The organism is Streptomyces sp. NPDC048434 (assembly GCF_043200375.1).
Lineage (GTDB): Bacteria > Actinomycetota > Actinomycetes > Streptomycetales > Streptomycetaceae > Streptomyces.
Genome location: NZ_JBICXQ010000011.1, coordinates 1 through 24895 on the forward strand (window position 1 = coordinate 1; position 24895 = coordinate 24895).

The 24895-nt window shown below is 72.0% G+C and carries 23 protein-coding genes; 7 read left to right on the forward strand and 16 right to left on the reverse strand.

What is annotated here, in order from left to right:
• Positions 1 to 238 precede the first annotated feature (238 nt).
• The 4 genes from ACGFWI_RS14750 to ACGFWI_RS14765 all read right to left on the reverse strand — a co-directional run bounded on the left by ACGFWI_RS14750 (position 239) and on the right by ACGFWI_RS14765 (position 4618).
• On the reverse strand, positions 239 to 1354 hold the full coding sequence (locus tag ACGFWI_RS14750; protein WP_393906346.1) for a GuaB3 family IMP dehydrogenase-related protein: 1116 nt from the start codon (positions 1352 to 1354) through the stop codon (positions 239 to 241).
• 156 nt (positions 1355 to 1510) lie between these two features.
• Positions 1511 to 3013, reverse strand: a complete 1503-nt coding sequence (gene guaB, locus ACGFWI_RS14755) for an IMP dehydrogenase (protein ID WP_393906347.1) — start codon at positions 3011 to 3013, stop codon at positions 1511 to 1513.
• 138 nt (positions 3014 to 3151) lie between these two features.
• Positions 3152 to 3727 carry a sigma-70 family RNA polymerase sigma factor gene (locus ACGFWI_RS14760; RefSeq protein ID WP_393906348.1) on the reverse strand — a complete coding sequence of 192 codons (576 nt, stop codon included), beginning with the start codon at positions 3725 to 3727 and terminating at the stop codon, positions 3152 to 3154.
• Between the two features lie 279 nt (positions 3728 to 4006).
• Positions 4007 to 4618 carry a response regulator transcription factor gene (locus ACGFWI_RS14765; RefSeq protein ID WP_003948568.1) on the reverse strand — a complete coding sequence of 204 codons (612 nt, stop codon included), beginning with the start codon at positions 4616 to 4618 and terminating at the stop codon, positions 4007 to 4009.
• A gap of 379 nt (positions 4619 to 4997) precedes the next feature.
• Between ACGFWI_RS14765 and ACGFWI_RS14770 the strand changes: the two genes are divergently transcribed.
• Positions 4998 to 5330, forward strand: coding sequence for a WhiB family transcriptional regulator (locus ACGFWI_RS14770; protein ID WP_088798371.1), 333 nt, complete (start codon positions 4998 to 5000; stop codon positions 5328 to 5330).
• Positions 5331 to 5536: 206 nt separating this feature from the next.
• Here ACGFWI_RS14770 and ACGFWI_RS14775 read toward each other — a convergent pair whose 3' ends face one another.
• A complete protein-coding gene (locus tag ACGFWI_RS14775; protein WP_393906349.1) occupies positions 5537 to 6448 on the reverse strand; it encodes a LysR family transcriptional regulator in 912 nt (303 codons plus the stop codon).
• 180 nt (positions 6449 to 6628) lie between these two features.
• Here ACGFWI_RS14775 and ACGFWI_RS14780 point away from each other — a divergent pair, with 180 nt between their 5' ends.
• Together ACGFWI_RS14780 and ACGFWI_RS14785 are read left to right on the forward strand one after the other, a co-directional pair.
• On the forward strand, positions 6629 to 7294 hold the full coding sequence (locus ACGFWI_RS14780) for an MOSC domain-containing protein (protein WP_393906350.1): 666 nt from the start codon (positions 6629 to 6631) through the stop codon (positions 7292 to 7294).
• Positions 7295 to 7530: 236 nt separating this feature from the next.
• The gene (locus ACGFWI_RS14785; RefSeq protein ID WP_393906351.1) at positions 7531 to 8304 is read left to right on the forward strand and encodes an SDR family NAD(P)-dependent oxidoreductase; all 774 of its coding nucleotides are present in this window, start codon (positions 7531 to 7533) and stop codon (positions 8302 to 8304) included.
• A gap of 115 nt (positions 8305 to 8419) precedes the next feature.
• Here ACGFWI_RS14785 and ACGFWI_RS14790 read toward each other — a convergent pair whose 3' ends face one another.
• A complete protein-coding gene (locus tag ACGFWI_RS14790; RefSeq protein WP_393906352.1) occupies positions 8420 to 10381 on the reverse strand; it encodes a DUF2264 domain-containing protein in 1962 nt (653 codons plus the stop codon).
• 226 nt (positions 10382 to 10607) lie between these two features.
• Between ACGFWI_RS14790 and ACGFWI_RS14795 the strand changes: the two genes are divergently transcribed.
• Positions 10608 to 11627 (forward strand): hydroxyacid dehydrogenase, encoded by a 1020-nt coding sequence (locus ACGFWI_RS14795; protein ID WP_393906353.1) that lies wholly within the window; start codon positions 10608 to 10610, stop codon positions 11625 to 11627.
• Positions 11628 to 11816: 189 nt separating this feature from the next.
• On the opposite strand, the gene groL is transcribed toward ACGFWI_RS14795, so the two are convergent.
• Positions 11817 to 13442 carry a chaperonin GroEL gene (gene groL / locus ACGFWI_RS14800; protein WP_393906523.1) on the reverse strand — a complete coding sequence of 542 codons (1626 nt, stop codon included), beginning with the start codon at positions 13440 to 13442 and terminating at the stop codon, positions 11817 to 11819.
• Between the two features lie 135 nt (positions 13443 to 13577).
• A complete protein-coding gene (gene groES / locus ACGFWI_RS14805; RefSeq protein ID WP_159744894.1) occupies positions 13578 to 13886 on the reverse strand; it encodes a co-chaperone GroES in 309 nt (102 codons plus the stop codon).
• A 513-nt stretch (positions 13887 to 14399) separates the two neighbouring features.
• Between groES and ACGFWI_RS14810 the strand changes: the two genes are divergently transcribed.
• Both ACGFWI_RS14810 and ACGFWI_RS14815 read left to right on the forward strand, forming a co-directional pair.
• Positions 14400 to 15758 (forward strand): FtsW/RodA/SpoVE family cell cycle protein, encoded by a 1359-nt coding sequence (locus tag ACGFWI_RS14810; protein ID WP_393906524.1) that lies wholly within the window; start codon positions 14400 to 14402, stop codon positions 15756 to 15758.
• A 564-nt stretch (positions 15759 to 16322) separates the two neighbouring features.
• Positions 16323 to 17534 (forward strand): methyltransferase domain-containing protein, encoded by a 1212-nt coding sequence (locus ACGFWI_RS14815; protein WP_393906354.1) that lies wholly within the window; start codon positions 16323 to 16325, stop codon positions 17532 to 17534.
• A gap of 7 nt (positions 17535 to 17541) precedes the next feature.
• Here ACGFWI_RS14815 and ACGFWI_RS14820 read toward each other — a convergent pair whose 3' ends face one another.
• The 4 genes from ACGFWI_RS14820 to tsaB form a co-directional block, all read right to left on the reverse strand.
• Positions 17542 to 17907, reverse strand: a complete 366-nt coding sequence (locus ACGFWI_RS14820) for a hypothetical protein (protein ID WP_393906355.1) — start codon at positions 17905 to 17907, stop codon at positions 17542 to 17544.
• 121 nt (positions 17908 to 18028) lie between these two features.
• Entirely contained in the window at positions 18029 to 19168 is a 1140-nt protein-coding gene (gene tsaD, locus ACGFWI_RS14825; RefSeq protein WP_393906356.1) for a tRNA (adenosine(37)-N6)-threonylcarbamoyltransferase complex transferase subunit TsaD, read from the reverse strand.
• Between the two features lie 5 nt (positions 19169 to 19173).
• Positions 19174 to 19734 carry a ribosomal protein S18-alanine N-acetyltransferase gene (gene rimI / locus ACGFWI_RS14830; RefSeq protein ID WP_393906357.1) on the reverse strand — a complete coding sequence of 187 codons (561 nt, stop codon included), beginning with the start codon at positions 19732 to 19734 and terminating at the stop codon, positions 19174 to 19176.
• Complete coding sequence (gene tsaB / locus ACGFWI_RS14835) at positions 19731 to 20423, reverse strand: tRNA (adenosine(37)-N6)-threonylcarbamoyltransferase complex dimerization subunit type 1 TsaB (RefSeq protein ID WP_393906358.1); 693 nt, start codon at positions 20421 to 20423, stop codon at positions 19731 to 19733. The genes rimI and tsaB overlap by 4 nt, the downstream gene beginning before the upstream one ends.
• Before the next feature lie 140 nt (positions 20424 to 20563).
• On the opposite strand from tsaB, the gene ACGFWI_RS14840 reads away from it, so the two are divergent.
• Positions 20564 to 21133 carry a hypothetical protein gene (locus ACGFWI_RS14840; RefSeq protein WP_393906359.1) on the forward strand — a complete coding sequence of 190 codons (570 nt, stop codon included), beginning with the start codon at positions 20564 to 20566 and terminating at the stop codon, positions 21131 to 21133.
• 33 nt (positions 21134 to 21166) lie between these two features.
• Here the strand turns inward: ACGFWI_RS14840 and ACGFWI_RS14845 are convergent, their stop codons facing one another.
• The 4 genes from ACGFWI_RS14845 to alr form a co-directional block, all read right to left on the reverse strand.
• A complete protein-coding gene (locus tag ACGFWI_RS14845; RefSeq protein WP_393906360.1) occupies positions 21167 to 21325 on the reverse strand; it encodes a hypothetical protein in 159 nt (52 codons plus the stop codon).
• 318 nt (positions 21326 to 21643) lie between these two features.
• Positions 21644 to 22180: a tRNA (adenosine(37)-N6)-threonylcarbamoyltransferase complex ATPase subunit type 1 TsaE gene (gene tsaE, locus ACGFWI_RS14850; protein WP_393906361.1), complete on the reverse strand. Its 537-nt coding sequence runs from the start codon at positions 22178 to 22180 to the stop codon at positions 21644 to 21646.
• A 174-nt stretch (positions 22181 to 22354) separates the two neighbouring features.
• Positions 22355 to 23689 carry an alpha/beta fold hydrolase gene (locus ACGFWI_RS14855; protein WP_393906362.1) on the reverse strand — a complete coding sequence of 445 codons (1335 nt, stop codon included), beginning with the start codon at positions 23687 to 23689 and terminating at the stop codon, positions 22355 to 22357.
• On the reverse strand, positions 23686 to 24873 hold the full coding sequence (gene alr / locus ACGFWI_RS14860; RefSeq protein ID WP_393906363.1) for an alanine racemase: 1188 nt from the start codon (positions 24871 to 24873) through the stop codon (positions 23686 to 23688). Before alr ends, ACGFWI_RS14855 begins: the two co-directional genes overlap by 4 nt.
• Positions 24874 to 24895 lie beyond the last annotated feature (22 nt).

Sequence of the window (24895 nt, forward strand, 5' to 3'; positions counted from 1 at the left end):
TTTTTTTTTTCCCGCCCCCACCCGGGGGGGGGGCCCCCCACGGGTGGGGGGGGGGGGGGGGGGGGGGGGTGGGTGTGCGGACGTAAAGCGCAGCAGTCCGCACACCCACCCCGGAGGCCCCGCCACCGGCACCCACCACAAACCCGGGGCCCCACCCCACAACCCCACCCGCCCCGCCAAAGGCGGGAAAGAACAACAGAAACAAAAACGGCGGGGCCACCCGGCAACGTGGGAAGCCTCAGCGCCGTGGCGCGACGGTCACCTCGACCCGCTGGAATTCCTTCAGCTCCGAGTACCCCGTCGTCGCCATCGCCCTGCGCAGCGCACCGAAGAAGTTCATGGAACCGTCGGGGACCGTGGACGGCCCCAGCAGCACCTCCTCCGTGGTGCCGACCGCACCGAGGTCCATCCGCTTGCCGCGCGGCACATCCTCGTGCACGGCCTCCATGCCCCAGTGGTGGCCGCGGCCGGGCGCGTCCGTGGCACGGGCCAGCGGGGAGCCCATCATCACGGCGTCGGCGCCGCAGGCGATCGCCTTCGGGAGGTCGCCGGACCAGCCCACCCCGCCGTCGGCGATGACGTGGACGTAGCGGCCGCCGGACTCGTCCATGTAGTCGCGGCGCGCGGCCGAGACATCGGCGACCGCGGTCGCCATCGGGACCTGGATGCCGAGGACGTTCCGCGTGGTGTGCGCGGCGCCGCCGCCGAAGCCGACCAGCACACCGGCCGCGCCCGTACGCATCAGGTGCAGCGCGGCGGTGTACGTGGCGCAGCCGCCGACGATGACCGGGACGTCCAGCTCGTAGATGAACTGCTTGAGGTTCAGCGGCTCGGCCGCGGAGGAGACGTGCTCGGCGGAGACCGTGGTCCCGCGGATCACGAAGATGTCCACGCCCGCGTCGACGACGGCCTTGGAGAACTGCGCCGTACGCTGCGGCGACAGCGCGGCGGCGGTCACCACGCCCGCGTCCCGCACCTCCTTGATCCGCTGCCCGATCAGCTCTTCCCTGATCGGCGCGGCGTAGATCTCCTGGAGCCGCTTGGTGGCGTTGGCGCCGTCCAGCTCCGCGATCTCGGCGAGCAGCGGCTCCGGGTCCTCGTACCGGGTCCAGAGGCCCTCCAGGTTGAGGACGCCCAGGCCGCCCAGCTCACCGATACGGATCGCGGTCTGCGGGGAGACCACCGAGTCCATGGGAGCGGCCAGGAACGGCAGCTCAAAACGGTAGGCGTCGATCTGCCAGGCGATCGAGACCTCCTTCGGGTCGCGGGTGCGGCGACTGGGTACGACGGCGATGTCGTCGAATGCGTATGCCCGGCGGCCGCGCTTGCCGCGCCCGATCTCGATCTCAGTCACGTGTGTGGCCTTTCCCTCTACGTCTGCGATTCCAGTATCCCCGACACACCGAAGCCCGCGGCCGGGGAGCGGCCGCGGGCTTCACGGTAGGGCCGTGCTAGCGACGTGTGTAGTGACGCGCCTCAGTGGTCATCCGACCCCTCGATCCGAGGGATCTCAGCGACGCGAGTAGTTGGGCGCCTCGGTGGTCATCTGGATGTCGTGCGGGTGGCTCTCCTTGAGGCCCGCGGAGGTGATGCGGACGAAGTGGCCCTTCTCCTTGAGCTCGGGGATGTCGGCGGAGCCGACGTAACCCATGGAGGCACGCAGGCCGCCGACGAGCTGGTGGGCGACCGAGGAGAGCGGGCCGCGGTAGGGCACCTGGCCCTCGATGCCCTCGGGGACCAGCTTGTCCTCGGAGAGGACGTTGTCCTGGAAGTAGCGGTCCTTGGAGAAGGACCGGGCCTGCCCGCGGGACTGCATCGCGCCCAGCGAGCCCATCCCGCGGTACGACTTGAACTGCTTGCCGTTGATGAAGACCATCTCGCCGGGCGACTCCTCGCAGCCGGCCAGCAGCGAACCCAGCATGACCGTGTCCGCGCCGGCCGCGATGGCCTTGGCGATGTCGCCGGAGAACTGCAGACCGCCGTCACCGATCAGCGGCACGCCCGCGGCGTTCGCGGCCTTCGCCGCCTCGTAGATCGCGGTGACCTGCGGCACACCGACGCCGGCGACGACGCGGGTGGTGCAGATGGAGCCGGGGCCGACGCCGACCTTGATGCCGTCGGCACCGGCGTCGATCAGCGCCTGGGCGCCGTCACGGGTGGCGACATTCCCGCCGACGACATCGACGCTGATGTTGGACTTGACCTTGGCGATCATGTCGAGGATGCCGCGGCTGTGGCCGTGTGCACTGTCGATGACGAGGAAGTCGGCACCGGCCTCGACCAGCGCCTGCGCCCGGTCGTACGAGGCGTCGCCGACGCCCACCGCCGCACCGACGACCAGCCGGCCCTCGGCGTCCTTGGCGGCGTTCGGGTACTTCTCCGCCTTGACGAAGTCCTTGACCGTGATCAGGCCCTTGAGCACGCCCGCGTCGTCGACCAGCGGAAGCTTCTCGATCTTGTGGCGGCGCAACAGCTCGATGGCGTCCTCGCCGGAGATGCCGACCTTGCCGGTGACCAGCGGCATCGGCGTCATGACCTCGCGGACCTGCCGGCTGCGGTCCATCTCGAAGGCCATGTCGCGGTTGGTCACGATGCCCAGCAGCTTGCCCGCCGCGTCGGTGACCGGCACCCCGCTGATGCGGAACTTGGCGCACAGCGCATCGGCATCGGCGAGCGAGGCATCCGGGCGGACCGTGATCGGGTCGGTGACCATGCCGGACTCGGAGCGCTTGACCAGATCGACCTGGTTGGCCTGGTCCTCGATGGAGAGGTTGCGGTGCAGTACGCCCGCGCCACCCTGCCGCGCCATGGCAATGGCCATCCGTGCCTCGGTGACCTTGTCCATCGCAGCGGACAGCAGCGGGATGTTCACCGCGACGTTGCGCGAGACCCGGGAAGCGGTGCTCACCGCGTTCGGCAGCACCTCCGACGCACCGGGCAGCAGCAGCACGTCGTCGTATGTCAGCCCGAGCATGGCGAATTTGGCGGGCATACCGTCGACGTTGTCACTCATGACACCTTCCCCAATGCTCTTGCCTCAGCGCGGACTCCCATGCTAACGGCCTAATGAAGTGTCCCATTCCACGAGCGATGAGGGCCTTGTCACTTGTGGCTTTCTACGGCGATATCCCGCCGCCCGCGCGAGGATCTGCTACTGCTCGGCGAGCGCCCGCAGCCTGCTCAGCGCACGATGCTGGGCGACCCGTACCGCCCCGGGCGACATCCCCAGCATCTGCCCGGTCTCCTCGGCCGTCAGCCCGACGGCGACCCGCAGCAGGACCAGCTCACGCTGGTTCTCCGGAAGATTCGCCAGCAGCTTCTTGGCCCACTCGGCGTCGCTGCTCAGCAGCGCCCGCTCCTCGGGGCCGAGGGAGTTGTCCGGCTGCTCGGGCATCTCGTCGGACGGCACGGCCGTGCTGCCCGGATGCCGCATCGCGGCCCGCTGCAGATCGGCGACCTTGTGGCCGGCGATGGCGAAGACGAACGCCTCGAAGGGCTTGCCGGTGTCGCGGTAGCGCGGCAGCGCACAGAGCACCGCGACACACACTTCCTGCGCCAGGTCCTCGACGAAGTGCCGGGCGTCACCCGGCAGCCTCGACAGCCGGGTGCGGCAGTAGCGCAGGGCGAGGGGATGCACATGGGCCAGAAGATCGTGGGTGGCCCGCTGGTCACCCTCGACGGCACGTGCGACGAGAGCGCCGATTTCCTGCTTCCCGTCATCACGCATCGGACCATGGTGCCTTGGTGCCGCACGATCCGCGGCATCAGGTCCGTACTTGTGCACTGAAGCGTTATGCGCAGCAGGTGCGCCGGCTGTCATGTCCTGCGCCCTCCCCTCGTGCCCGACCGACCCGTCCCCGAGGAACTCCATACCTCAAGGATGCGGCACCGCACGGCGAATCGGACCGCCGGCGAACGCGGCGGCCGGCGGGGCACCCGATCGCCCCGCCCGCCGCAGGGCGGGCGGGGATCTTCACCTCCCCGCATCGCTGCACGTCACAACGCCTTAGCGGACCAGTCCCCAGCGGAAGCCGAGCGCCACCGCATGCGCCCGGTCGGAGGCGCCGAGTTTCTTGAAAAGGCGCCGCGCGTGGGTCTTGACCGTGTCCTCCGACAGGAAGAGCTCACGGCCGATCTCGGCGTTCGAACGGCCGTGGCTCATGCCCTCCAGCACTTGGATCTCGCGCGCGGTCAGCGTCGGCGCGGCACCCATTTCGGCGGACCGCAGCCGGCGCGGGGCGAGCCGCCACGTCGGGTCGGCCAGCGCCTGGGTCACCGTCGCCCGCAGCTCGGCACGCGAGGCGTCCTTGTGCAGATAGCCGCGGGCACCGGCGGCGACCGCGAGCGCGACACCGTCCAGATCCTCGGCCACCGTGAGCATGATGATCCGGGCGCCGGGATCGGCGGACAGCAGCCGGCGCACGGTCTCGACACCGCCGAGACCGGGCATCCGTACGTCCATCAAAATCAAATCCGAGCGATCGGCACCCCAGCGGCGGAGGACTTCCTCGCCGTTGGCCGCGGTCGTCACACGCTCGACGCCGGGCACGGTCGCAACCGCCCGACGGAGCGCCTCTCGGGCAAGCGGGGAGTCGTCGCAGACGAGGACGGATGTCATGACCGCCCTCCGCAGCTGATGCGCGTCACCTTGAGCCTCCAGGCTGGTACGTATCGTCACCTGTGCGATTGGCGGCCTCGGACATCTGCCCGACGACTACCTCTGCCAATCGCCTCCGCACTCTCAACGACGGTCACTCGAAAGAGTTACGGCTTCGGCGACCGAGTTCAGCACGCTCCGTGAGGAGCCGGATACGCAGACGACTCATCGGGCGACCGGCATTCGCGCGTGCACCCTATGCCCTATTTGGCTCTCTTTCTTCCATTTTGATGGTGACTATGACTAGATTCGCAATGAGTCATATTTACATCTACTTCGACAGTAGATGTACCGTCGTGAGCACCGAGCCCGAATCAGCACCGCTTCGAGGGGACAAGCAATGGCAGATTTCTCCCGCCTCCCGGGCCCGAACGCAGACCTCTGGGACTGGCAGCTGCTCGCCGCCTGCCGCGGTGTGGACAGCTCGCTCTTCTTCCATCCCGAGGGTGAGCGCGGAGCGGCCCGCAGCGCGCGTGAGACATCGGCGAAGGAGGTGTGCATGCGCTGCCCGGTACGGGCCGAGTGCGCGGCGCATGCACTGGCCGTCCGTGAGCCCTACGGGGTGTGGGGCGGCCTCACGGAGGACGAACGCGAGGAACTCATGGGCCGGGCCCGCCACCGTCTGGTCCCCGCGTCCTCCATGACCGGTCCCGCAGGCGTCTCCGGCGCCTGACCTTCAGGAGCGCATCGCCCCTGAAGAAACGTTCCTGCATGGCTGCACGGGTGCATGCCGCAGGGTTGTGGGGGGTGTGTGCACCCGTGAGCGGTGTGGGGCCGGTGTGGCCGGGCCCCTCGGACGGGCCTGACGGGCCGGCAGGGCCAGAAATTTCCGACGGAACCGGGCGGCCGGCAGCTGCGGCCGGGCGCGAGCTGTTCCCCTCAGCGCCCCGCGGCATCCGCCAGCCGGTCGAGCGTCGCCTCCACGGCCGGGACCTGTGCCAGATCCGGCAGCGTGAGCGCGACGATCTCGCGGTGCACGGCGGGCTCCATCCGTATCGCCGTGGCCCCCTTGGGGCGTACCGACTCCAGGGTGAGCTCCGGCAGCGCGGCGACCCCCAGGCCCGCGCCGACCAGGCCGATCACCGCCGGATAGTCGTCCGTCGCGAAGTCGATACGCGGGGTGAAGCCCGCGCTCTCACAGACCTCCACCAGATGCCTGCGGCAGCGGGGGCAGCCCGCGATCCAGGCCTCGTCGGCCAGGTCGGCGAAGCGCGCGGTGCCCGCCTTCGCCAGCCGGTGGCCGTCCGGGACCAGGCAGATCAGCCGGTCCGCCAGGATCGGCCGGACCACCAGGTCGTCCCACTCCGCTCCGGCCACCGGGTCCGCGCCGCGCACCTCCGGATAGCGGAAGGCCAGCGCGATCTCGCAGTCGCCGTTGCGCAGCATCTCGATGGAGCGCGGCGGCTCGGCCTCGACCAGCGAGACCCGGGTGCCCGGGTGTGCGGCGCGCATCTTCGCCAGGGCGGTCGGCACCAGCGTCGAGCTGCCGGAGGGGAAGGACACCAGCCGCACCCGTCCCGCGCGCAGGCCCGCGATGGCCGCGATCTCCTCCTCGGCGGCGGTGAGCCCGGCCAGGATGCCCACAGCGTGCCGGACGAGCGCCTCGCCCGCCTGGGTCAGCCTCATCTCGCGGCCCGCACGGACCAGCAGCGGGGTGCCGGCGGACTGTTCCAGGGCCTTCATCTGCTGGCTGACGGCCGGCTGGGTGCAGCCCAGCTCGCGCGCGGCGGCGGAGAACGAGCCGCTCCTGGCGACGGCACGCAGCACACGGAGATGACGGGCCTCGATCATGTTTCGAGCATAAGGGGGTCTTGGGTTGATCAGGCAAAAATGAGTCGATGCTTTTGGGGCGGGATGGCTAGCGTGGACCTGGATCGAGGGCACGCGTAAGACCTGGATCGAGGGCACGCGTAAGAGGGGGACGCCCCGGGCCTCTCCATGAACCACGCCGATCGAGCGACGGAGCACCGTATGAAGCTGCTGACCGTGAATCTGGGCCGGCCCGCCCCGTCCGAGCACACCGACGCCGAGGGCGGCACGGGCATCGACAAACGGCCCGTGGACGGCCCGGTGGCGGTCACCGCCCCCGGCGCCAAGGGCACCGCAGGCAGCGGGCTGGCCGGTGACGCGGTGGTCGATCTGCGCCATCACGGCGGCGACGACCAGGCCGTTTACGCCTACGCGCGCGAAGACCTGGACGAGTGGCAGCGGGAGCTGGGCCGTGAGCTGGCCAACGGGTCCTTCGGCGAGAACCTCACCACGTCGGGCGTCGAGGTCACCGGCGCCCGCATCGGCGAACGCTGGCGGGTCGGCCCGCGGCTGCTGCTGGAGGTCACCTCACCGCGTATCCCCTGCCGTACGTTCCACGGGCGGATGGGCGAGCACGGCTGGATCAAGCGGTTCACCCAGGCCGCGGTGCCCGGCGCGTATCTACGGGTGATCGAGGCGGGCGAGATCCGCGCCGGGGACGCCGTCGAGGTGGTGCACCGCCCGGACCACGAGGTGACGATCGGGCTGACCTTCCAGGCCCTGACGACCCGGCGGGAGCTGCTGCCGCGGTTGCTGGAGGCGAGTGGCGCGCTCCCGGAGGAGGCACGGCGCAAGGCGCTGAAGTACACGGCGCGGCAGGAGGGTTGAGCCGCGGGGTCGTGCCCGGACCAGCTCCGCGGGGCGGTGCCCGGACCGGCTCCGCGGACCGGGCGGGGGCGGCTCCGGCGACCCCGCGGGAGCCGGGCGGCCGACGGGTCGTGCGGGCCGGGAGCGGTGAGCCCGCGGCCCGGTTGCCGGAGGGCCGAATGCCGGTCGTGCGCGGGCGGCCGCGCCGCCGGGGGGAGGGGCGCGGGCCTTGTGCCCCGGGCGGATAGCGTGCCCGTATGACGACTGCATTGATCACGGGAGCGACGGCGGGCATCGGGGCGGCGTTCGCCCGGCGGCTCGCGAGCGACGGCCACAGCGTGGTGCTGGTCGCGCGCGACGAGAAGCGACTGCACGAGCAGGCCACCGAGTTGCACGACCGGCACGGCATCGAGGCCGAGGTGCTGAGCGCCGATCTGTCCACCGAGGAGGGCATCGCCGCCGTCGAGGCGCGGCTCTCGGACACCAAGCACCCGGTGGATCTGCTGGTGAACAACGCCGGTTTCGGCAACAAGGGCGAGTACCTCGAAGTCTCGATGGCCGACGAGCTGACGATGCTGAAGGTGCACTGCGAGGCGGTGCTGCGGCTGACCACGGCCGGGGTGCGCGGGATGCGGGACCGGCGGCGGGGCGCGGTGGTCAATGTGGCGTCGGTGGCGGCGTTCGTGCCGCGCGGCACCTACGGCGCGAGCAAGGCGTGGGTCGTGCAGTTCACCCAGGGCGCCGCGCGGGATCTGGCCGGCAGCGGCGTCCGGCTGATGGCGCTGTGCCCGGGGTTCGTGCGGACCGAGTTCCACCAGCGGGCCGGGATGGGGACGGACAGCATCCCCGGGTGGATGTGGCTGGACGCGGACAAGCTGGTCGATGCCGCGATGAAGGATCTGACGCGGGGTAAGTCCCTTTCCATTCCGGACCCGCGGTACAAGGCGCTCATGGGCGCCGTGAAACTGGCGCCCCGTGGGGTGCTGGGGGGTCTGACGTCCCGTACCGGCCGTAAGTACGGGCCGCGCTGACGCGGGGTTACTTCCCGCGGTGCCGGGAGCGGTGCCGTGCGGGCGTGCCGTGCCGCTGCGGGGGCTGCCGGGCGGGGTGGCGGGCGGCCTCCGGGGGCCGGTCCAGGACTGCCGCTCACCTCCTGGACCCCGGCCCCTCCCGCCCGGCGTCTCCCGTGGGCGGGTGGGGCAGGGCCAGCCGAGCGGTGGTGCCGTCGTGCCAGGTGACATGGATGTCGTGGCCGGCGAGGCGGGTGGTCGCGAGGGTGTGTACGGGGGCGGGGTCCGGGTCCCCCGTCAGGGATGCCAGGGCCACGAAGAGGGTGCCCCCGGGGCCGGGTGTGGTGCGGCCCTCCAGGAGGGCGGTTTCGGTGCCGGGGCCGAAGAGGGTGCTGCCCGTCGGGGTGCGGCGGGGCGGGGTGTCGTAGCCGTGGACGGGGTGGAGTTGGGCGGTGGGGCCGTCGGGCGTGGTGGCCCAGCCCGTCTGGCGTACGCGGGTGCCGGGGGTGGCGCCGGTGACCAGGTGGGCGCGGAGTTCGGCGCGGCCGTGGGCGAGGGTGGCGGACAGGATCCGGAGGCCCGGCAGGTCGCTGCCGTCGGCGTGACGGGGTGTGTGGCCGGAGGAGGCCCAGTCGGGGCCGGCCGCGTGAGGGGTGGCGGGGCCGCGGGTGGTGGGGCGGCCGTCGATGAGCAGGCCGAAGTGGTTGTCGGGCAGGTGCGGGCCCTCGGCGGCGGGCGTGGTGGGGCCGGTGCGGGTGGAGTAGGCGAAGCGGTCGTAGCAGGGGTCGGGGGCGGCGCGGGTGGAGTTGCTGCCGTGGTTGTGGAGGCGGACCAGGCCGTCGGAGGCGGTGGACTGGAGGAGCAGACCGGTGGGGCCGAGGGGGTGGGCGGCATCCGCGGTTTCGGCGGGGAGGGGGGCCTCGGGGTCGGTCCAGGCGGGGTGGCCGGCGGGGAGCAGGAGGCCGACGAAGCCCTTGGCCGCCCAGTAGGGCGAGGCCGGTCCCGAGTAACTCTGGAGCATCGGTGCATAGGGGCCGTACCAGCCGAGCGGTAACAGGCCGTCCTCGGTGACGGCGCCACGGTCGAGGAAGTGGCGCAGGGTCCCGGAGGCGAGGCGGCGGGTGGCACCGGGGGTGAGCGGGGTGTGGCCGGTGAGGGCGCCCAGCCAGGGGGCCGCGGTGGCGGCGAAGCGGTAGGTGAGGGAGCGGCCGAACGGCAGGGGTGCACCGTTGGCGTCGAAGAGGCGGGTGTAGCCGTCCAGTTGGGCGCGCAGGCGGGCGCCGTAGGTGGCCAGGAGCGTCCGGTCGGCGCCGAGGTGGGCGTGCAGGACCGGGTAGAAGTGCATCGCCCAGGCGTTGTAGTGGTCGAATGCGCGGTTGTCGCCGTCCGAGTACCAGCCGTCGCCGCGGTACCAGTCCTCGATACGGGTCAGCGCGCGGTCGATGGCGGCCTGCGCGCGGACGGTCTCGATGCCCGCCGCGCGGAGGAAGCCGCCGACGGTGAGGCCGAAGAGCCACCAGTTGTTGTCCACGGGGGACGGGCCCAGGGCGGGCAGCAGCCAGTCGACGACGCGGGCGCGGACGCCGTCGTCGAGGGTGTCCCACAGCCAGGGGCGGGTCAGGCGCAGGCCGAGGGCGAGCGAGGCGGCTTCGACACGGGCCTGGCGGACGGCGTCGATACGGGGCCAGGAGTCGGGGTCGGCGGGCGTCAACTCGCGGGCGGTGGTGGGTTTTTCGGTGCCGGCGGCCAGGCCTTCCGCGTAGCGGGCGAGGTGGGCGTGCGGGTCATGGCCGTTGCTGCCGGCGACTCTGAGGGCGGCGAGCAAGAACGTCCGGGCGAAGCCTTCGAGGCCGTCCGAGCGGGGGCCGGAGGAGCTGGGGCGGGCGCCGGGCAAGGCGATCAGGCCGTGGCGGGGGGAGGCATGGGGAGCGGTGGCGTGGAGCAGCCCGTCGGCCATCGCCTCCCAGTGGGCGCGGGTCCAGCCGGTGTACGGGCTGCGGCGGCGGTCCTCGGGCGGGAGGGGGAAGGGGAGGGACGGGGAAGGGCGGGGCGGGTGATGCCGAGAGTGCCGGGGGCGTTCGGGGTAGGGCTCGGGCATGGCTTCCCCTGGGGCAGTTGGGCGGCGGCCGGGCGACGGAATCCTTCAACCGCGGCCGGCACCACGTCAATCGAACGCACGGGGAAGGGCATCGAAGGACCGGTCGGCGGGAAAGCCCCTCTCGTCGCCGGCAGCGGCACCTGGACGAACGACGACGGGCGACCGGGCAGGAGCACTGTTGATGCTTATCCAACCCACCCCTGACAAAGCCTCCGAACCTGCGGAAATGCCGTCCGTCCGGCCCGCCTTGCTGCTGTCGATGGGCCCCGGCATCGCCGGCCGGCTCCTCGACGGCGACCACCACACCCGCCTCACGGCCCTCGTCCGTACCGACCCGGGCCTCGTCGCACACGAGCTGGCCGACCCCACCCCCGAGGTCGCCGCCGCCCTCGCCGACGCCGAGGTGCTCCTCACCTGCTGGGGCGCCCCGCCGCTCACCGGCCGGGTGCTGGACGCGGCCCCGCGGCTGCGCGCCGTCGTGCACGCGGCCGGATCGGTCAAACACCACATCACCGACGCCTGCTGGGAGCGCGGTATCGCCGTCTCCTCGGCCGCCGCCGCCAATGCGCTCCCGGTCGCCGAGTACACCCTCGCCGCGATCCTCTTCGCCAACAAACGCGTGCTGCACTCCGCCCACCGCTACCGCGGCCTGCGCACACCGCACGACTGGCACCACGAGCTCGGCGCCGCCGGCAACTACCGCCGCACCGTCGGCGTCATCGGCGCCTCCCGCATCGGCCGCCGCGTCATCGAGCTGCTGCGCCCGTTCGATCTGCGTGTCCTGCTGCACGATCCCTATGTGACCGACGCCGACGCCGCCCGGCTCGGCGTGCGGCCCGTCCCCCTCGACGCGCTCTGCGCCGGCAGCGACATCGTCACCGTGCACGCCCCGCAGCTGCCCGCCACCCGCCATCTGCTCGGCGCCCGCGAACTGGCCCTGCTGCCCGACGGCGCGACCTTGATCAACACCGCCCGCGGCTCGCTGATCGACGGGGCGGCGCTGCTCCCCGAGCTGGTCTCCGGCCGCCTGCACGCCGTGCTGGACGTCACCGAGCCCGAACTCCCGCCTGCCGATTCGCCGTTGTACGAGCTGCCGAACGTCCTGCTCACGCCCCATGTGGCGGGGTCGCTGGGCACCGAACTCCACCGTCTGGCCGACCACGCCCTCCACGATCTCGAACGCTACGTCCGGGGCCGCCCGTTCACCGATCCCGTACGGCCGGAGCATCTGCACCACTCGGCCTGAACCGCCCGAAGCGGCGGCAGCGGGTGGCCCGGACCGGAGGGCACCGTGCCGCACAACCGGACCGGAGGGGCCCGTCCCGTACAACCGGACCGGAGGCGCCCGTCCCCCGCACAAACGGAGAACCCGGCCCCCGCACACGGCAGGGACCGGGTCTCGTACGTCAGGCAGCTAGCTGCCCGGCGTGTTGCGTCAGTGCGCGTGCCCGTGGCCGTGACCGGCCTCGGCCGACTCGTCCTCGGCGGGCTTCTCGACGACCAGGGTCTCGGTCGTCAGCAGCAGCGAGGCGATCGACGCGGCGTTCTCCAGGGCGGAGCGGGTGACCTTCACCGGGTCGATGACGCCGGCCTTGACCAGGTCGCCGTACTCGCCGGTGGCGGCGTTGAAGCCGTTGCCCTTGTCCAGCTCGGCGACCTTCGCGGTGATGACGTAGCCCTCGAGGCCGGCGTTCTCCGCGATCCAGCGCAGCGGCTCGACGACGGCGCGACGGACGACGGCGACACCGGTGGCCTCGTCACCCTCCTTGCCCAGGGAGCCTTCCAGCACCTTGGCGGCGTGGACCAGAGCGGAGCCACCACCGGAGACGATGCCCTCCTCGACCGCGGCGCGGGTCGCGGAGATGGCGTCCTCCAGACGGTGCTTCTTCTCCTTGAGCTCGACCTCGGTGGCCGCACCCACGCGGATGACGCAGACGCCACCGGCGAGCTTGGCGAGGCGCTCCTGGAGCTTCTCGCGGTCCCAGTCCGAGTCCGTGGACTCGATCTCGGCCTTGATCTGGTTGACGCGGCCGACGACGTCCTCGGACTTGCCGCCACCGTCGACGATGGTGGTGTCGTCCTTGGTGACGGTCACGCGGCGGGCGGTGCCCAGCACGTCCAGACCGGCCTGGTCGAGCTTGAGGCCGACCTCCTCGGCGATGACGGTGGCACCGGTGAGGGTGGCGATGTCGCCGAGCATGGCCTTGCGGCGGTCACCGAAGCCGGGGGCCTTGACGGCCACGGCGTTGAAGGTGCCACGGATCTTGTTGACGACGAGCGTCGACAGGGCCTCACCCTCGACGTCCTCGGCGATGATCAGCAGCGGCTTGGAGGCACCGGCCTGGATGACCTTCTCCAGCAGCGGCAGCAGGTCCTGGATCGAGCCGATCTTGCCCTGGTGGATCAGGATGTACGGGTCCTCGAGGACGGCCTCCATACGCTCCTGGTCGGTGACCATGTACGGCGAGAGGTAGCCCTTGTCGAAGGCCATGCCCTCGGTGAAGTCCAGCTCCAGACCGAAGGTGTTGGACTCCTCGACGGTGATGACACCGTCCTTGCCGACCTTGTCCATCGCCTCGGCGATGAGCTCGCCGACCTGCTTGTCCTGCGCGGACAGACCGGCCACGGCGGCGATGTCGGTCTTGTCGTCGATCGGACGGGCGGTCGCGAGGAGCTCCTCGGACACGGCCTTGACCGCGGCGTCGATGCCCTTCTTCAGGGCGGCCGGGGAGGCACCGGCGGCGACGTTGCGCAGGCCCTCGCGGACCAGCGCCTGGGCCAGCACGGTGGCGGTGGTGGTGCCGTCACCCGCGATGTCGTTGGTCTTGGTCGCCACCTCCTTGACGAGCTGGGCGCCCAGGTTCTCGTACGGGTCGTCGACCTCGACCTCACGGGCGATGGTGACACCGTCGTTGGTGATCGTGGGCGCACCGAACTTCTTGTCGATGACGACGTTGCGGCCCTTGGGGCCGATCGTCACCTTGACCGTGTCGGCGAGCTTGTTGACGCCGCGCTCAAGGGCGCGACGGGCGTCCTCGTCGAACTTCAGGATCTTCGCCATGGGTTGCTTCAAGTCCTCTCATTGCGATCCTCGGCCACGACGTGGGGACCGCTGTCGCTCAAACGAACTGCGCCCCTGCCCCGGGTTGTTTAGACGCGGGAACCAGGGGCGCAGATCACGGCAAATCTGGGTGACTTACTTCTCGACGATCGCGAGCACGTCGCGAGCCGAGAGCACGAGGTAGTCCTCGTTGTTGTACTTCACCTCGGTGCCGCCGTACTTGCTGTAGAGCACAACGTCGCCGACCTTTACGTCGAGCTCGATGCGCTTGCCGTCCTCGACACGGCCCGGGCCCACGGCCAGGACAACGCCCTCCTGGGGCTTCTCCTTGGCGGTGTCCGGAATGACCAGGCCCGAAGCCGTGGTCTGCTCGGCGTCGAGCGGCTGGACCACAATGCGGTCCTCAAGCGGCTTGATGGCAACCTTGGAGCTGGTGGTCGTCACGATCCGACCTCCCCCTTCGGAGATCTCACGGGGTTAACTGTCTGAGGTGGCGACCAGGTCGATCCGTCGTCGCGGGTGCCGGACCTGCCCGTCGCTGTGTGTCTGGCACTCGCCAGTGGAGAGTGCCAACGCCGAGACTATGACGCGGTTAGCACTCGGTCAAGCGGAGTGCCAGCGCGGCGGGGTGGGCTTCCTCCCACGCCGGTTGACCGGCCGTACGAAGTCACGGCCTCCGGAGGTCCGCAGCCCGCCGGCCAGGGCCGACCGCGGCGGGATCGGGGCGGGCCGGGAGCCGGGTGACGAGCAGGTTCCTATCAAATCGGACACACCTTCCCGTTCCCTCGCAACCACGCCACCGGCTGCCTCGTCTACCTCCCCGACTGCCGGGCCGACGAACCGGGCACCCCCGGCCGGCCGGCGGCCTGGAACGATCAGTGGCGGAGGAACCGCGTGCGTGGACAGACCAGCGTTCCCCGGGCCCCCGGGAAACCGGAGAGCGACGCCGAGCGCACCATGACGTTCGCCGCGCTGGCCCGGGCACCGGACCGCCGGCGGACCGAGGCATGGCTGCTCGCCTTCGCCGTGCTGATCGCGGACTTCGGCTACGCCTGCACCGGCCTGTCGATGACCGGCCGACTGCCCGGCGGGCTGACCGGCTTCGCCGTCAGCATGTTCTTCGTGGCACTGGTCCCGCATCTGGTCCTGCGCCGTTTCGCGCCCCGCGCCGATCCGTTGATCCTGCCGCTGGCGACGCTGCTGACCGGGATCGGCCTGGTGCTGCTGCACCGCCTGGATATCACCTATGCGCAGACGCCCCGGCTGAAGATCGCCGAGGCGGCGAGCGGGCAGCTGGTGTGGACGGTGATCGGGGTGGCCGTCTGTATCGCGATCCTGCTGGTGCTGCGCGATCACCGCATTCTGCAGCGCTACATCTATCTGACGATGGTGGTCGCGCTGGTGCTGCTGATGGCCCCGGCCTTCTTCGGCGCCGACATGTACGGCGCCAAGCGCTGGATCCTGCTCGGGCCGCTGTCGCTGCAGCCCGGCGAGTTCGTGAAGATCATGATCTCGGTGTTCTTCGCCGGCTATCTCACCGTCAACCGCGATGCGCTGGCGCTGGCCGGCCGCCGTGTCCTGGGCGTCCAGCTGCCCCCGGGACGCCAGCTCGCACCGATCTTCACCATCTGGGTGATCAGCCTGCTGGTGCTGGTCTTCGAACGGGACCTGGGCACCTCGCTGATCTTCTTCGGCGTCTTCGTGATCATGCTGTACATGGCTACCGAGCGCACCAGTTGGGTGCTCTGCGGCCTGGCCATGGCCGCGGTCGGCGCCACCGTCGTCGGCTCCACGGAACCGCACGTCAAGGGCCGCATCATGGCCTGGCTGCATCCGATGGACATCTTCCTGCCCCAGGCGCGGAGACCACCGGGCCTGATCTCCGACCAGGCCGCGCAGGCGCTGTTCAGCTTCGGCAGCGGCGGCATCTCGGGCAGCGGACTGGGCCGGGGCCACCCGGAGCTGATCGGCTTCGCCGGCAACAGCGACTTCATCCTCACCACCGTCGGCGAGGAGCTGGGGCTGGCCGGGGTGATGGTCGTGATCATGCTGTACGTGCTGCTCGCGCAGCGCGGACTGCGGGTGGGCCTGACCGCCCGCGACCCGTTCGGCAAGCTGCTCGCGGTCGGGCTCTCCGGGGCACTGCTGCTACAGGTCTTCGTCGTCGCCGGCGGCGTCACCGGCCTCATCCCGCTGACCGGCAAGGCCCTGCCGTTCCTCGCCAAGGGCGGCTCCTCACTCGTCGCGAACTGGGTGATGGTGGCACTGCTGCTACGGATCAGCGATCATGCGCAGCGGCGCCGTGAGCCGGCTTGAGGCCCCACGTTTCCGGCTGTCCCGCCGTGATGGTTTCGCGCCGTTGCGCCTGCGGCCCTTCCCGCGTTGTCGACTGCCCCGCCGTGATGGTTTCGCGCCGTTGCGCCTGCGGCGGGCGTGGGTTTGTCGGGTGCGGTGACGGCCCTACGGACTTCGTCCTTCGGTCCGTCCCCTCCCGTAGGCGGGTGGGAGAGGTGAGCGGGGGCGGGCGTTGTGTGTCCCGTTTCCCTGTGCTTGCGTCCACAGGGCGCGCCTGATCGCTCACGCTTGCCCCCGCCGGCCTCTTCCCACCCACCCACGGGAGGGGACGCGCCGCAGGACGAAGTCCGGAGGAGCGGCACCGCACCCGACAACACCACGCCCGCCGCAGGCGCAACGGCGAGACGCGAGACGGCGGGACAGCCAACAACGCGACAAGGGCCGCAGGCGCAACGGCGAGACGGGACACGGCGGGACAGCCGACAACGCGGGGAGGCCCGCAGGCGCAACGGCGGGAAAGCCGACCACGCGGGAAGACCCACAGGCGCGGCGGGAACGCCGACAACGCGGGTAGACAATGACACCGTGAACGACCTCGACACCTTCGTCGCCCTGCTCGCCCCGGAGGGGCAATCGCTGCTGGCCGAGCTGCGTGACCACGACCCGGCGGACGAACTGGCCACCGCGACCCGGTTGCGCCGCGATCACCCCGCGCCGCTGGTCTCCGCCGCACTCGGCCAGGCCCGGCTGCGGCAGCGCGCGGCGGCGAAGTTCGGCGCGGACGCGCGGCTGATGTACTTCACGCCGAACGGCGTCGAGCAGTCCACCCGCGCCACGGTCGCCGCCCACCGCGCCGCCCGGCTCGCCGCACTGGGCATCCGTACGCTGGCCGATCTGTGCTGCGGCATCGGCGGCGACGCGATCGCGCTGGCCCGGGCCGGGATCCGGGTACTGGCCGTCGACCGTGACCCGCTGGCCTGCGCCGCGGCCCGGGCCAACGCCGAGGCTCTGGGGCTCGTGGAGCTGATCGAGGTGCGCTGCGCGGATGTGACGGAGGTGGACACCGCCGGATATGACGCGGTGTTCGTGGATCCGGCGCGGCGCAGCAAGGCGAGGGGCGGCCGCATCTTCGATCCCGAGGCGTACTCGCCGCCGCTGTCGTGGGCCGTCGAGACGGCCCGTACGGCGCCGGTCGCGGCCCTGAAGATCGCGCCGGGGGTGCCGCACGACGCGCTGCCCGAGGACGCCGAGACGGAGTGGATCTCGGACGGGGGCGACGTCAAGGAGGCCGTGGTGTGGTTCGGCACGGCGGAGGGCGGGGCGGCCGGGCCCACGCCGGGCGGCCGCCGCGCCACTCTGCTCCCGGCCGGGGACTCCCTGCTCGGCGCCGGGCTGCCGGACCCCGAGCCGGGGCCGGTCGGGGACTGGCTGTACGAGCCGGACGGGGCGGTGATCCGTGCCCATCTCGTCGCGGATGTCGCCCGGCAGATCGGCGGGCGGCTGATCGATCCGACGATCGCGTACCTCACTGCGGACCGGCTGGCCGAGACGCCGTATGCGACCGCCTACGCGATCACCGATGTGCTGCCGTTCCACGTCAAGAAGCTCAAGGCGCTGCTGCGGGAGCGCGAGGTCGGGATCGCGGTGATCAAGAAGCGCGGCTCGGCGGTGGAGCCGGAGGAGCTGCGCAAGAAGCTGAAGCTCGGCGGCGGACGCAACTCCTGCACGATCTTCCTGACCCGGGTCGACGGCGCCCCCACGATGCTGCTGGGGCACCCGGCGGCGGACGCGCCCTGACCGGTGTTCACGCCAGGTCGGTGAGGTCCTCGGCGTAGATCTGGGAGAGCGGCTGCGGGCCGACGTACTGCTGGCAGGTGCACTGACCCGCCTCGTACTGCACCGGCTTGTGGTCGGCGTCCCAGGCGACCGCCACCTCCACCAGCTCATGACACTTGCCCTTTTTGTCATGCTTGGCGAGGTGGTGGGTGCAGCCGCACACCGGCTGCGGTGGCTGCTGCGCGGCGGCCAGCTCGTGCCGCTCCTGACGGGCGGTCTTCAGCCGCTCCATCTTGCGTTCGTGCCGCGTACGCAGCGCCGTACGGGCGGTGTCGGCGACCTTCGCGAAGCCGCCCGCCATGAAGAAGATGAAGACCCACCAGAACCAGTCCACAGCCTGCCGCCTCCCCACGCGCGCGCCCGGTGCTGCAGTCAGGGTAAGACCTCGGGGCGGAGGGGCGGGCCAGGGGAGGCGCGAGGACTCGCAGAACGACAAAACGAGCCCTCGCCCGGCCTCAGGAGTAGAGGTTGTGCTTGCTCATCTCGTGGACGTGGTCGTGGTCATGGTGGTGGGCGGCCGCGGCGGGCGGGGCATCGGGAGCCTCACCGGGCACATGCGGTTCGGTGACCGGCAGGGACGAGTCGGCGGAGAGGTCCCAGGCGGAGGCCGACCGGCCCCGTGCGACCATCTCCGCGCCCAGGGCGGCGACCATCGCGCCGTTGTCGGTGCACAGCTTGGGCCGCGGCACCCGCAGGGTGATCCCGGCGTCCTCGCAGCGGCGCGCGGCCATCGCCCGCAGCCGGGTGTTGGCCGCGACCCCGCCGCCGATCATCAGGTGGTCCACACCGTTGTCCTTGCAGGCCCGGACGGCCTTACGGGTCAGCACATCCACCACGGCCTCCTGGAAGGACGCCGAGACATCCGCCACCGGCACCTGCTCGCCGGCCGCCCGCTTGGCCTCGATCCAGCGGGCGACGGCCGTCTTCAGGCCGGAGAAGGAGAAGTCGTAGATCGGGTCGCGGGGTCCGGTCAGCCCGCGCGGGAAGCGGATCGCGTCCGGGTTGCCCTCGCGGGCGTAGCGGTCGATGACCGGGCCGCCGGGGAAGCCGAGGTTCAGCACCCGCGCGATCTTGTCGAACGCCTCGCCCGCCGCGTCGTCGATCGTCGAGCCCAGCGGCCGGACGTCGGAGGTGATGTCCGGGGCCAGCAGCAGCGACGAGTGGCCGCCGCTCACCAGCAGCGCCATCGTCGGCTCCGGCAGCGGGCCGTGCTCCAGCTGGTCGACGCAGATGTGCGAGGCGAGGTGGTTGACGCCGTACAGCGGCTTGCCGAGGGCGTAGGCGTACGCCTTGGCGGCCGAGACGCCGACCAGCAGCGCGCCGGCCAGGCCCGGTCCCGCGGTGACCGCGATCCCGTCCAGGTCGGAGGCCGCGACCCCGGCGTCCTTCAACGCCCGCTGGATGGTGGGAACCATCGCCTCCAGGTGGGCGCGCGAGGCCACCTCCGGCACCACGCCGCCGAAGCGCGCATGCTCGTCGACGCTGGAGGCGACCGCGTCGGCGAGGAGGGTGTGGCCGCGGACGATGCCGACGCCGGTCTCGTCGCAGGAGGTCTCGATGCCGAGGACGAGCGGTCCGCCGCGTGAGTCAGCCATGAGTGTCAAGTTCCTTGTACGGAGGGTGCTTCGGAGGAGGTCTGGGTGGTGCGGCGCATGACGAGGGCGTCGATGTTGCCGGGCTGGTAGTAGCCGCGGCGGAAACCGATCGGCTCGAAGCCGAAGCGCTCGTAGAGGCGCTGGGCGCGAAGGTTGTCGACCCGCACCTCCAGCAGCACCTCGTGGCATTCGAAGTCCGTTGCGGCACCGAGGAGTTCGGTCAGCAGCCGGGCGCCGAGGCCGGTGCCCCACTGGTCGCGGGCGGTCGCGATGGTCTGGATGTCGCCGGTGCCGTCGACGGCGGCCAGGCCGCCGTAGCCGACCAGCCGGCCCGCCAGCTCGGCGACGAGGTAGCGGCGGGTGGCGTACGGCCCGCGCGCATGGGCCAGCTCGGACCAGAACATGCCCGGCGACCAGGCGTCCTCGGGGAAGAGCTCCCGCTCCAGCTCCAGCACCGGCGCGATGTCCCACCAGCGCATCTCGCGCAGCACCGCGGCGGGCTGCGGGGTACCACCGCGCGGCGGGGCCGCCGAGGGGCGCTGGTCGGGCGACGGGCGGGTGGTCACTGGGGAGTGACCACCTTGTAGTTGGCGGGCACCTGGGCATCCGGGCGGCGCAGATACATCGGCTGCGGGGGCGGCAGCTCCTCGCCGGCGGCCAGCTTCCCGGCGGCCAGCGCGGCCAGCGCCCCGGCGGACTGGTGCTCGGGGGCCTCGCGCCGTACGCCGGTGAAGACCGTGTCGTAGAGCAGTGCGCCCGCGCCCACGGCGGGGACGCCGGCCACCTGGTCGGCGATGTCCGCGGGACGGTCGACGGCGGGCTCGGTGAGGCGGGTGATCGTGCGGGGCGCGGCGGAGTCGCTCGTCGAGGGGCCGGCCGCGTAGCGCGCCCAGTAGACCTCCTTGCGGCGGGCGTCGGTGGCCACGACGAACGGCTCGGTGAGCCCGGAGGCATGGGCGAGGCCGTCCAGGGTGCACAGGCCGTGGACGGGTACGCCGAGCGCCGCCCCGAAGGTCGCGGCGGTCACCAGGCCGACGCGCAGCCCGGTGTACGGTCCCGGGCCCACGCCGACCACGATGTCGCTGACCGCGTCGAGTTTCAGGCCGGCCTCGGCCAGCACCCGGTCGACGGCGGGCAGCAGCAGCTCGCCGTGCCGGCGCGCATCCACCTGGCGGGACTCGGCGAGGACCCGGGTGCCGTCGTGGAGCGCGACGGTGACGGCGGGGGTGGCGGTGTCAAGAGCTAGCAGCAGCACGTCCTTAAGACTACGGCTCGGCCGGTGGTACCTGTCGCGGTGCTACCGTCGCCCCCGTAGCCCAGCAGCAAGCAGCCCGGCATTCCAAGGCCCGGGGCTCCCCGCCGACGGCAGGGAGAGGGAGGAAAGGTGGCACAGCGGTGCCCGCTAAGAGCAGCATGATCGTCACCGCGCTGACCACGGCTGCCGTGGTCGTGGTCGGTGTGCTCGGCTACCAGGCCGCGGCGTCCGCCCCGGACACCCTCACCCAGGCCCGCAAGGACAGCCACCGCAACGCGCCCAAGAGCCCCCCGGAGCGCAGCGGCAAGAAGGACAAGGCTCCCGCCCCTGCCGAGGTCCCCGCGGCGTCCGGCAAGGGCCGGCGGATCGTCTACTCGCTCGACGCCAAGCGGGTCTGGCTGGTCGGCGGGAACGACAAGGCGCAGCGGACGTTCACGATCGCGCCGAGCACGGTGAGCCCACCGCTGGGGCAGTACGCGGTCGGCTCGCGCTCGGTGAGCGTCACGGGCTCGGACGGCATCGCGATCGAGCATGTGGTGCGGTTCGCCGATGTGGACAGCGTCACCGTCGGCTTCAGCGCGGCCGTCGACGGCTCCATGCCCCGCCCGGACTCGTCGAAGAAGACCGGCGGCATCCGTGAGTCGCGGGCCGACGGCAAGGCGATGTGGGACTTCGCGCTGCACGGCACCAAGGTCGTCGTGGTCTCCTGACCGCGCGGCCCGTCCGTCATTCGCCCCTATGGGCTACGCCGCGTCGCGGCCTCCGGTGGACGCGGCTCCGGCCCCGCCCTCCGCTTCCGGCTCGTCCGCCGGCTTCGCGGGCTTGTCCTGACGGGCTTCCTCGGCGCCGGGCGGCGTGGAGACGGCGCTGGCCGCGGCGCACGCCGCCAGCAGTTCATTCATGGTCGGCGTCTCGCGCGCATCATGCTCGGCGCGCCCGGCCGCCACGATGGGGGTGCTCCCGCGCCCTTCAGACGTGGGGGAGGGCTGGTGGGCCGACATGGACGCCTCCCGGGGCTCCTGGGACGAGCGACAGACGCTAGGCTCGCTACTTAGGCTGACCTAACTGGGGTCTCCACCCATGTCACCACGCCCGGCACCAGGTATGCAACATCTTACCGACGGCTTGTCGGAAACTACCGGACGGGGGTCGCCGGATCGGAGACCGGCCGGACCGCTGCCCGAGCCGCCTCCAGCGCCGTCAGCACGCCTCCGGCGGCGTCAGCAGGTCTCCAGCGCGGGCAGGCCGGCATCCGCCCAGCGCGCACCGAGGCCGGTGACCGTCACCTCGCGCACATCGTCCACACCCTCTGCCAGCGCCCCGTCCGCACCGCCCGGCGCCTCGGCTCCCACGGCGCGCCCGATGACGACATGCAGCCGGTCCTCGGACAGCTCCTCGACCTTGCCCTCGCCCCACTCCACGATCACCACCGACTCCGGCAGCGAGACATCGAGGTCCAGGTCCTCCATCTCGTCCAGCCCGCCGCCGAGCCGGTACGCGTCGACGTGCACCAGCGCGGGGCCGCCGGTCAGCGAGGGGTGCACCCGGGCGATGACGAAGGTGGGCGAGGTCACGGCGCCGCGCACGCCCAGCCCCTCCCCCAGGCCGCGGGTCAGCGTCGTCTTGCCCGCGCCCAGCTCACCGGTGAGCAGAACCAGGTCGCCGGGGCGCAGCAGCGGGGCCAGCCGGCGGCCCAACTCCTGCATCTGTTCGGGGGACTTGACGGTCACGTGCGCAATCGCTCCGGTGGTGCTCATGCCGCAAATGGTACGTCCCGCCCGTCACCCGGCCACCGCCCCTCGACGACGCCGCTGCGGGGCGGCGGACCTGCCCCGTCGCCCGGCCCGGCCCCTCGGCGGCGCCGCCGTACCCCGGCGGAGCTGCGGCAACGGTCTGCCGGGGGCCGCGGCCCCCGGCAGACGCCCGGCGTCTCAGGCGCGGGCGTGCCGCGAGCTGCGGGCCGCCGCGCTCGCCCGCTCCACCAGCGACACCAGATGCTCATTGACCAGCTCGGGCCGCTCCAGCATCACCAGATGCCCGGCGCCCGGGACACACACCAGCTCCGCGTCGGGCAGCATCTCGGTGATCGTCCGGCTGTGGTCGGCGGGAGTGATCAGATCGCTCTCCCCGGCGAGCACCAGCGCGGGCACCGCGTCGTACGCCACCAGCGCCTCGGTCTTGTCGTGCACCGCGAACGCCGGGAAGAACTCGGCGACCACATCGATCGGGGTCGCCTCGATCAGCCGCTCGCCGAACCGCGCGATACCCGGGTCCACCTTCTCCGGCGTCCCGAACGAATACCGCTTGATCAGCCCCGCGAAGAGGTCGGCGGTGGCCCGCCGCCCGCGCTCGACGATCTCCCGCTGCCAGCCCAGCGCCTTGAGGACGCCCGGCGCGAGCCAGTGGAAGGCCTTGACGCCCATGGACGGCAGCCCGAAGCCGACCTCGCTGAGCCGGCCGGCGGAGGTGCCGATCAGGGCCACCCCGACCACCCGCTCCGCGACGTACTCGGGGAACTGGTCGGCCAGCGCCATCACCGTCATCCCGCCCATGGAGTGCCCGACCAGCACGATCGGCCCCTCGGGGACCGCGGCGTCCAGCACCGCCTTCAGATCCCGGCCCAGCAGGTCGATGGTGACCGGTTCCGTGCCGTCGATCTGGCCGTGGCCGCGCGACGAACGGCCGTGGCTGCGCTGGTCCCAGTGGACGGTGCGCACCGTGCCGCGCAGCGCCGACCGCTGGAAGTGCCAGGAGTCCTGGCTCAGGCAGTAGCCGTGACTGAAGACGACGGTGGGGGCCGCGGAGCGCCGCCCGAGCGCCGCGGTCAGCCGCTTGCGCAGACCTCCCTGGGCCTCCTGCGCGGCGCGGGCCTCCTTGCCGCGGACCGGCTTGGCGGACCGGTCGTGCTTGCCCTGTTTGCCGTGCTTGCCGTTCACCGCCGGCTTGGCGGTCCCGTCGTCCTTCTCCGGCGGGCCCGGCTCGTCGACCTCGTAGTACAGCTCGGTGCCGTCCTCGGCGATCGCGGCGCCCGGAGTGCCGCGCAGCGTGCCGTACGGGCCGGACGCGTCCAGCGCGAGCCGGGCGCGGCGCCGCATCCCGCGGCCGACCGTCATCCGCTCTATCGCCACACCGGCCGCGGCACCCGCCGCGACCACACCGATTGCCGCACCGGCGACACCGGCCTGCCGGCCCGCCCGTGCCCAGTTGCCGGCCACCTCGGCCGCCGTCTCGACCGCCTGTGCGGCGGCTTCCTGTCCCTCGGTCATGCCGTACCCCCCGTGAGCGCGCTGTCTCCTTCGGCTTCGGTCCGTATGCCGCTGTCCACATAGACGCGTGGCACCCGGGATCCGATCCGGGTGACGATTTCATAGCCGATGGTTCCGGCCACGCGGGCCCAGTCCTCCGCGGTCGGCTCACCGCGGTCCCCGGGGCCGAACAGCACCGCCGGATCGCCCGGCTCGGCGCTGTCGCCGCCCAGGTCGACCACGAACTGGTCCATCGCGATCCGCCCGGCGACCGTCCGCCACTTGCCGGCGACCAGCACCGGGCCGGCGCCGGAGGCGTGCCGCGGGATGCCGTCGGCGTAGCCGAGCGGAACCAGCGCCAGGGTGGTCTCGCCGGGCGTCGTGTACTGGTGCCCGTACGACACGCCGTGGCCGCCCGGGACGCGCTTGACCGACGCGAGCGCGGCCTCCAGGGTCATCGCCGGCCGCAGCCCGAAGTCCTGGGACGTGCCGAGCTCGGGGCTGGGCGAGATGCCGTAGATGCCGATGCCGGCGCGGACCAGGTCAAAGTGCGCCTCGGGCAGCGTCAACAGCGCCGGGGTGTTGGCGATATGCCGTACCTCGGGGCGCAGCCCGGCCGTCTCGGCGGTCTTCAACGCCTCGTGGAAGACGTCCAGCTGGGCGGCGATCGAAGGGTGGCCGGGCTCGTCGGCGCAGGCGAAGTGCGACCAGACGCCGGTGACGGTCAGCGTGCCCTCGGCCTCGGCGGCGCGGGCCGCGGCGGTCAGTTCCGGCCAGTCGGCGGGCTGGCAGCCGTTGCGGCCGAGACCGGTGTCGACCTTGAGCTGGACGCGAGCGGTGCGGCCGCACGCCCGCGCCGCCGCGGTCACCTCGCGCAGCGCCCACAGCCCGCTCACCCCGACGTCGATGTCCTCCTCGACGGCCCGTTGCCAGGGGCCGCCCGGCGTCCACAGCCAGCACATCAGCCGCCCGGTGTCACCGGCCGCACGCAGCGCGAACGCCTCCTCGGGCAGCGCCGTGCCCAGCCAGCCCGCGCCGGCCTCACGGGCGGCGCGCGCGCAGCGCACCGCCCCGTGTCCGTAGCCGTCGGACTTGACCACGGCCATCAGCTCTGCCCGGGGTGCACGGTCCCGCAGCGCACCGACGTTCGACCGCACGGCGGCGACGTCGATGGCGGCACGGGCACGCTTCGCTGTCTCGTTCATCCCCCTCAGTGTCGCAGGCGAG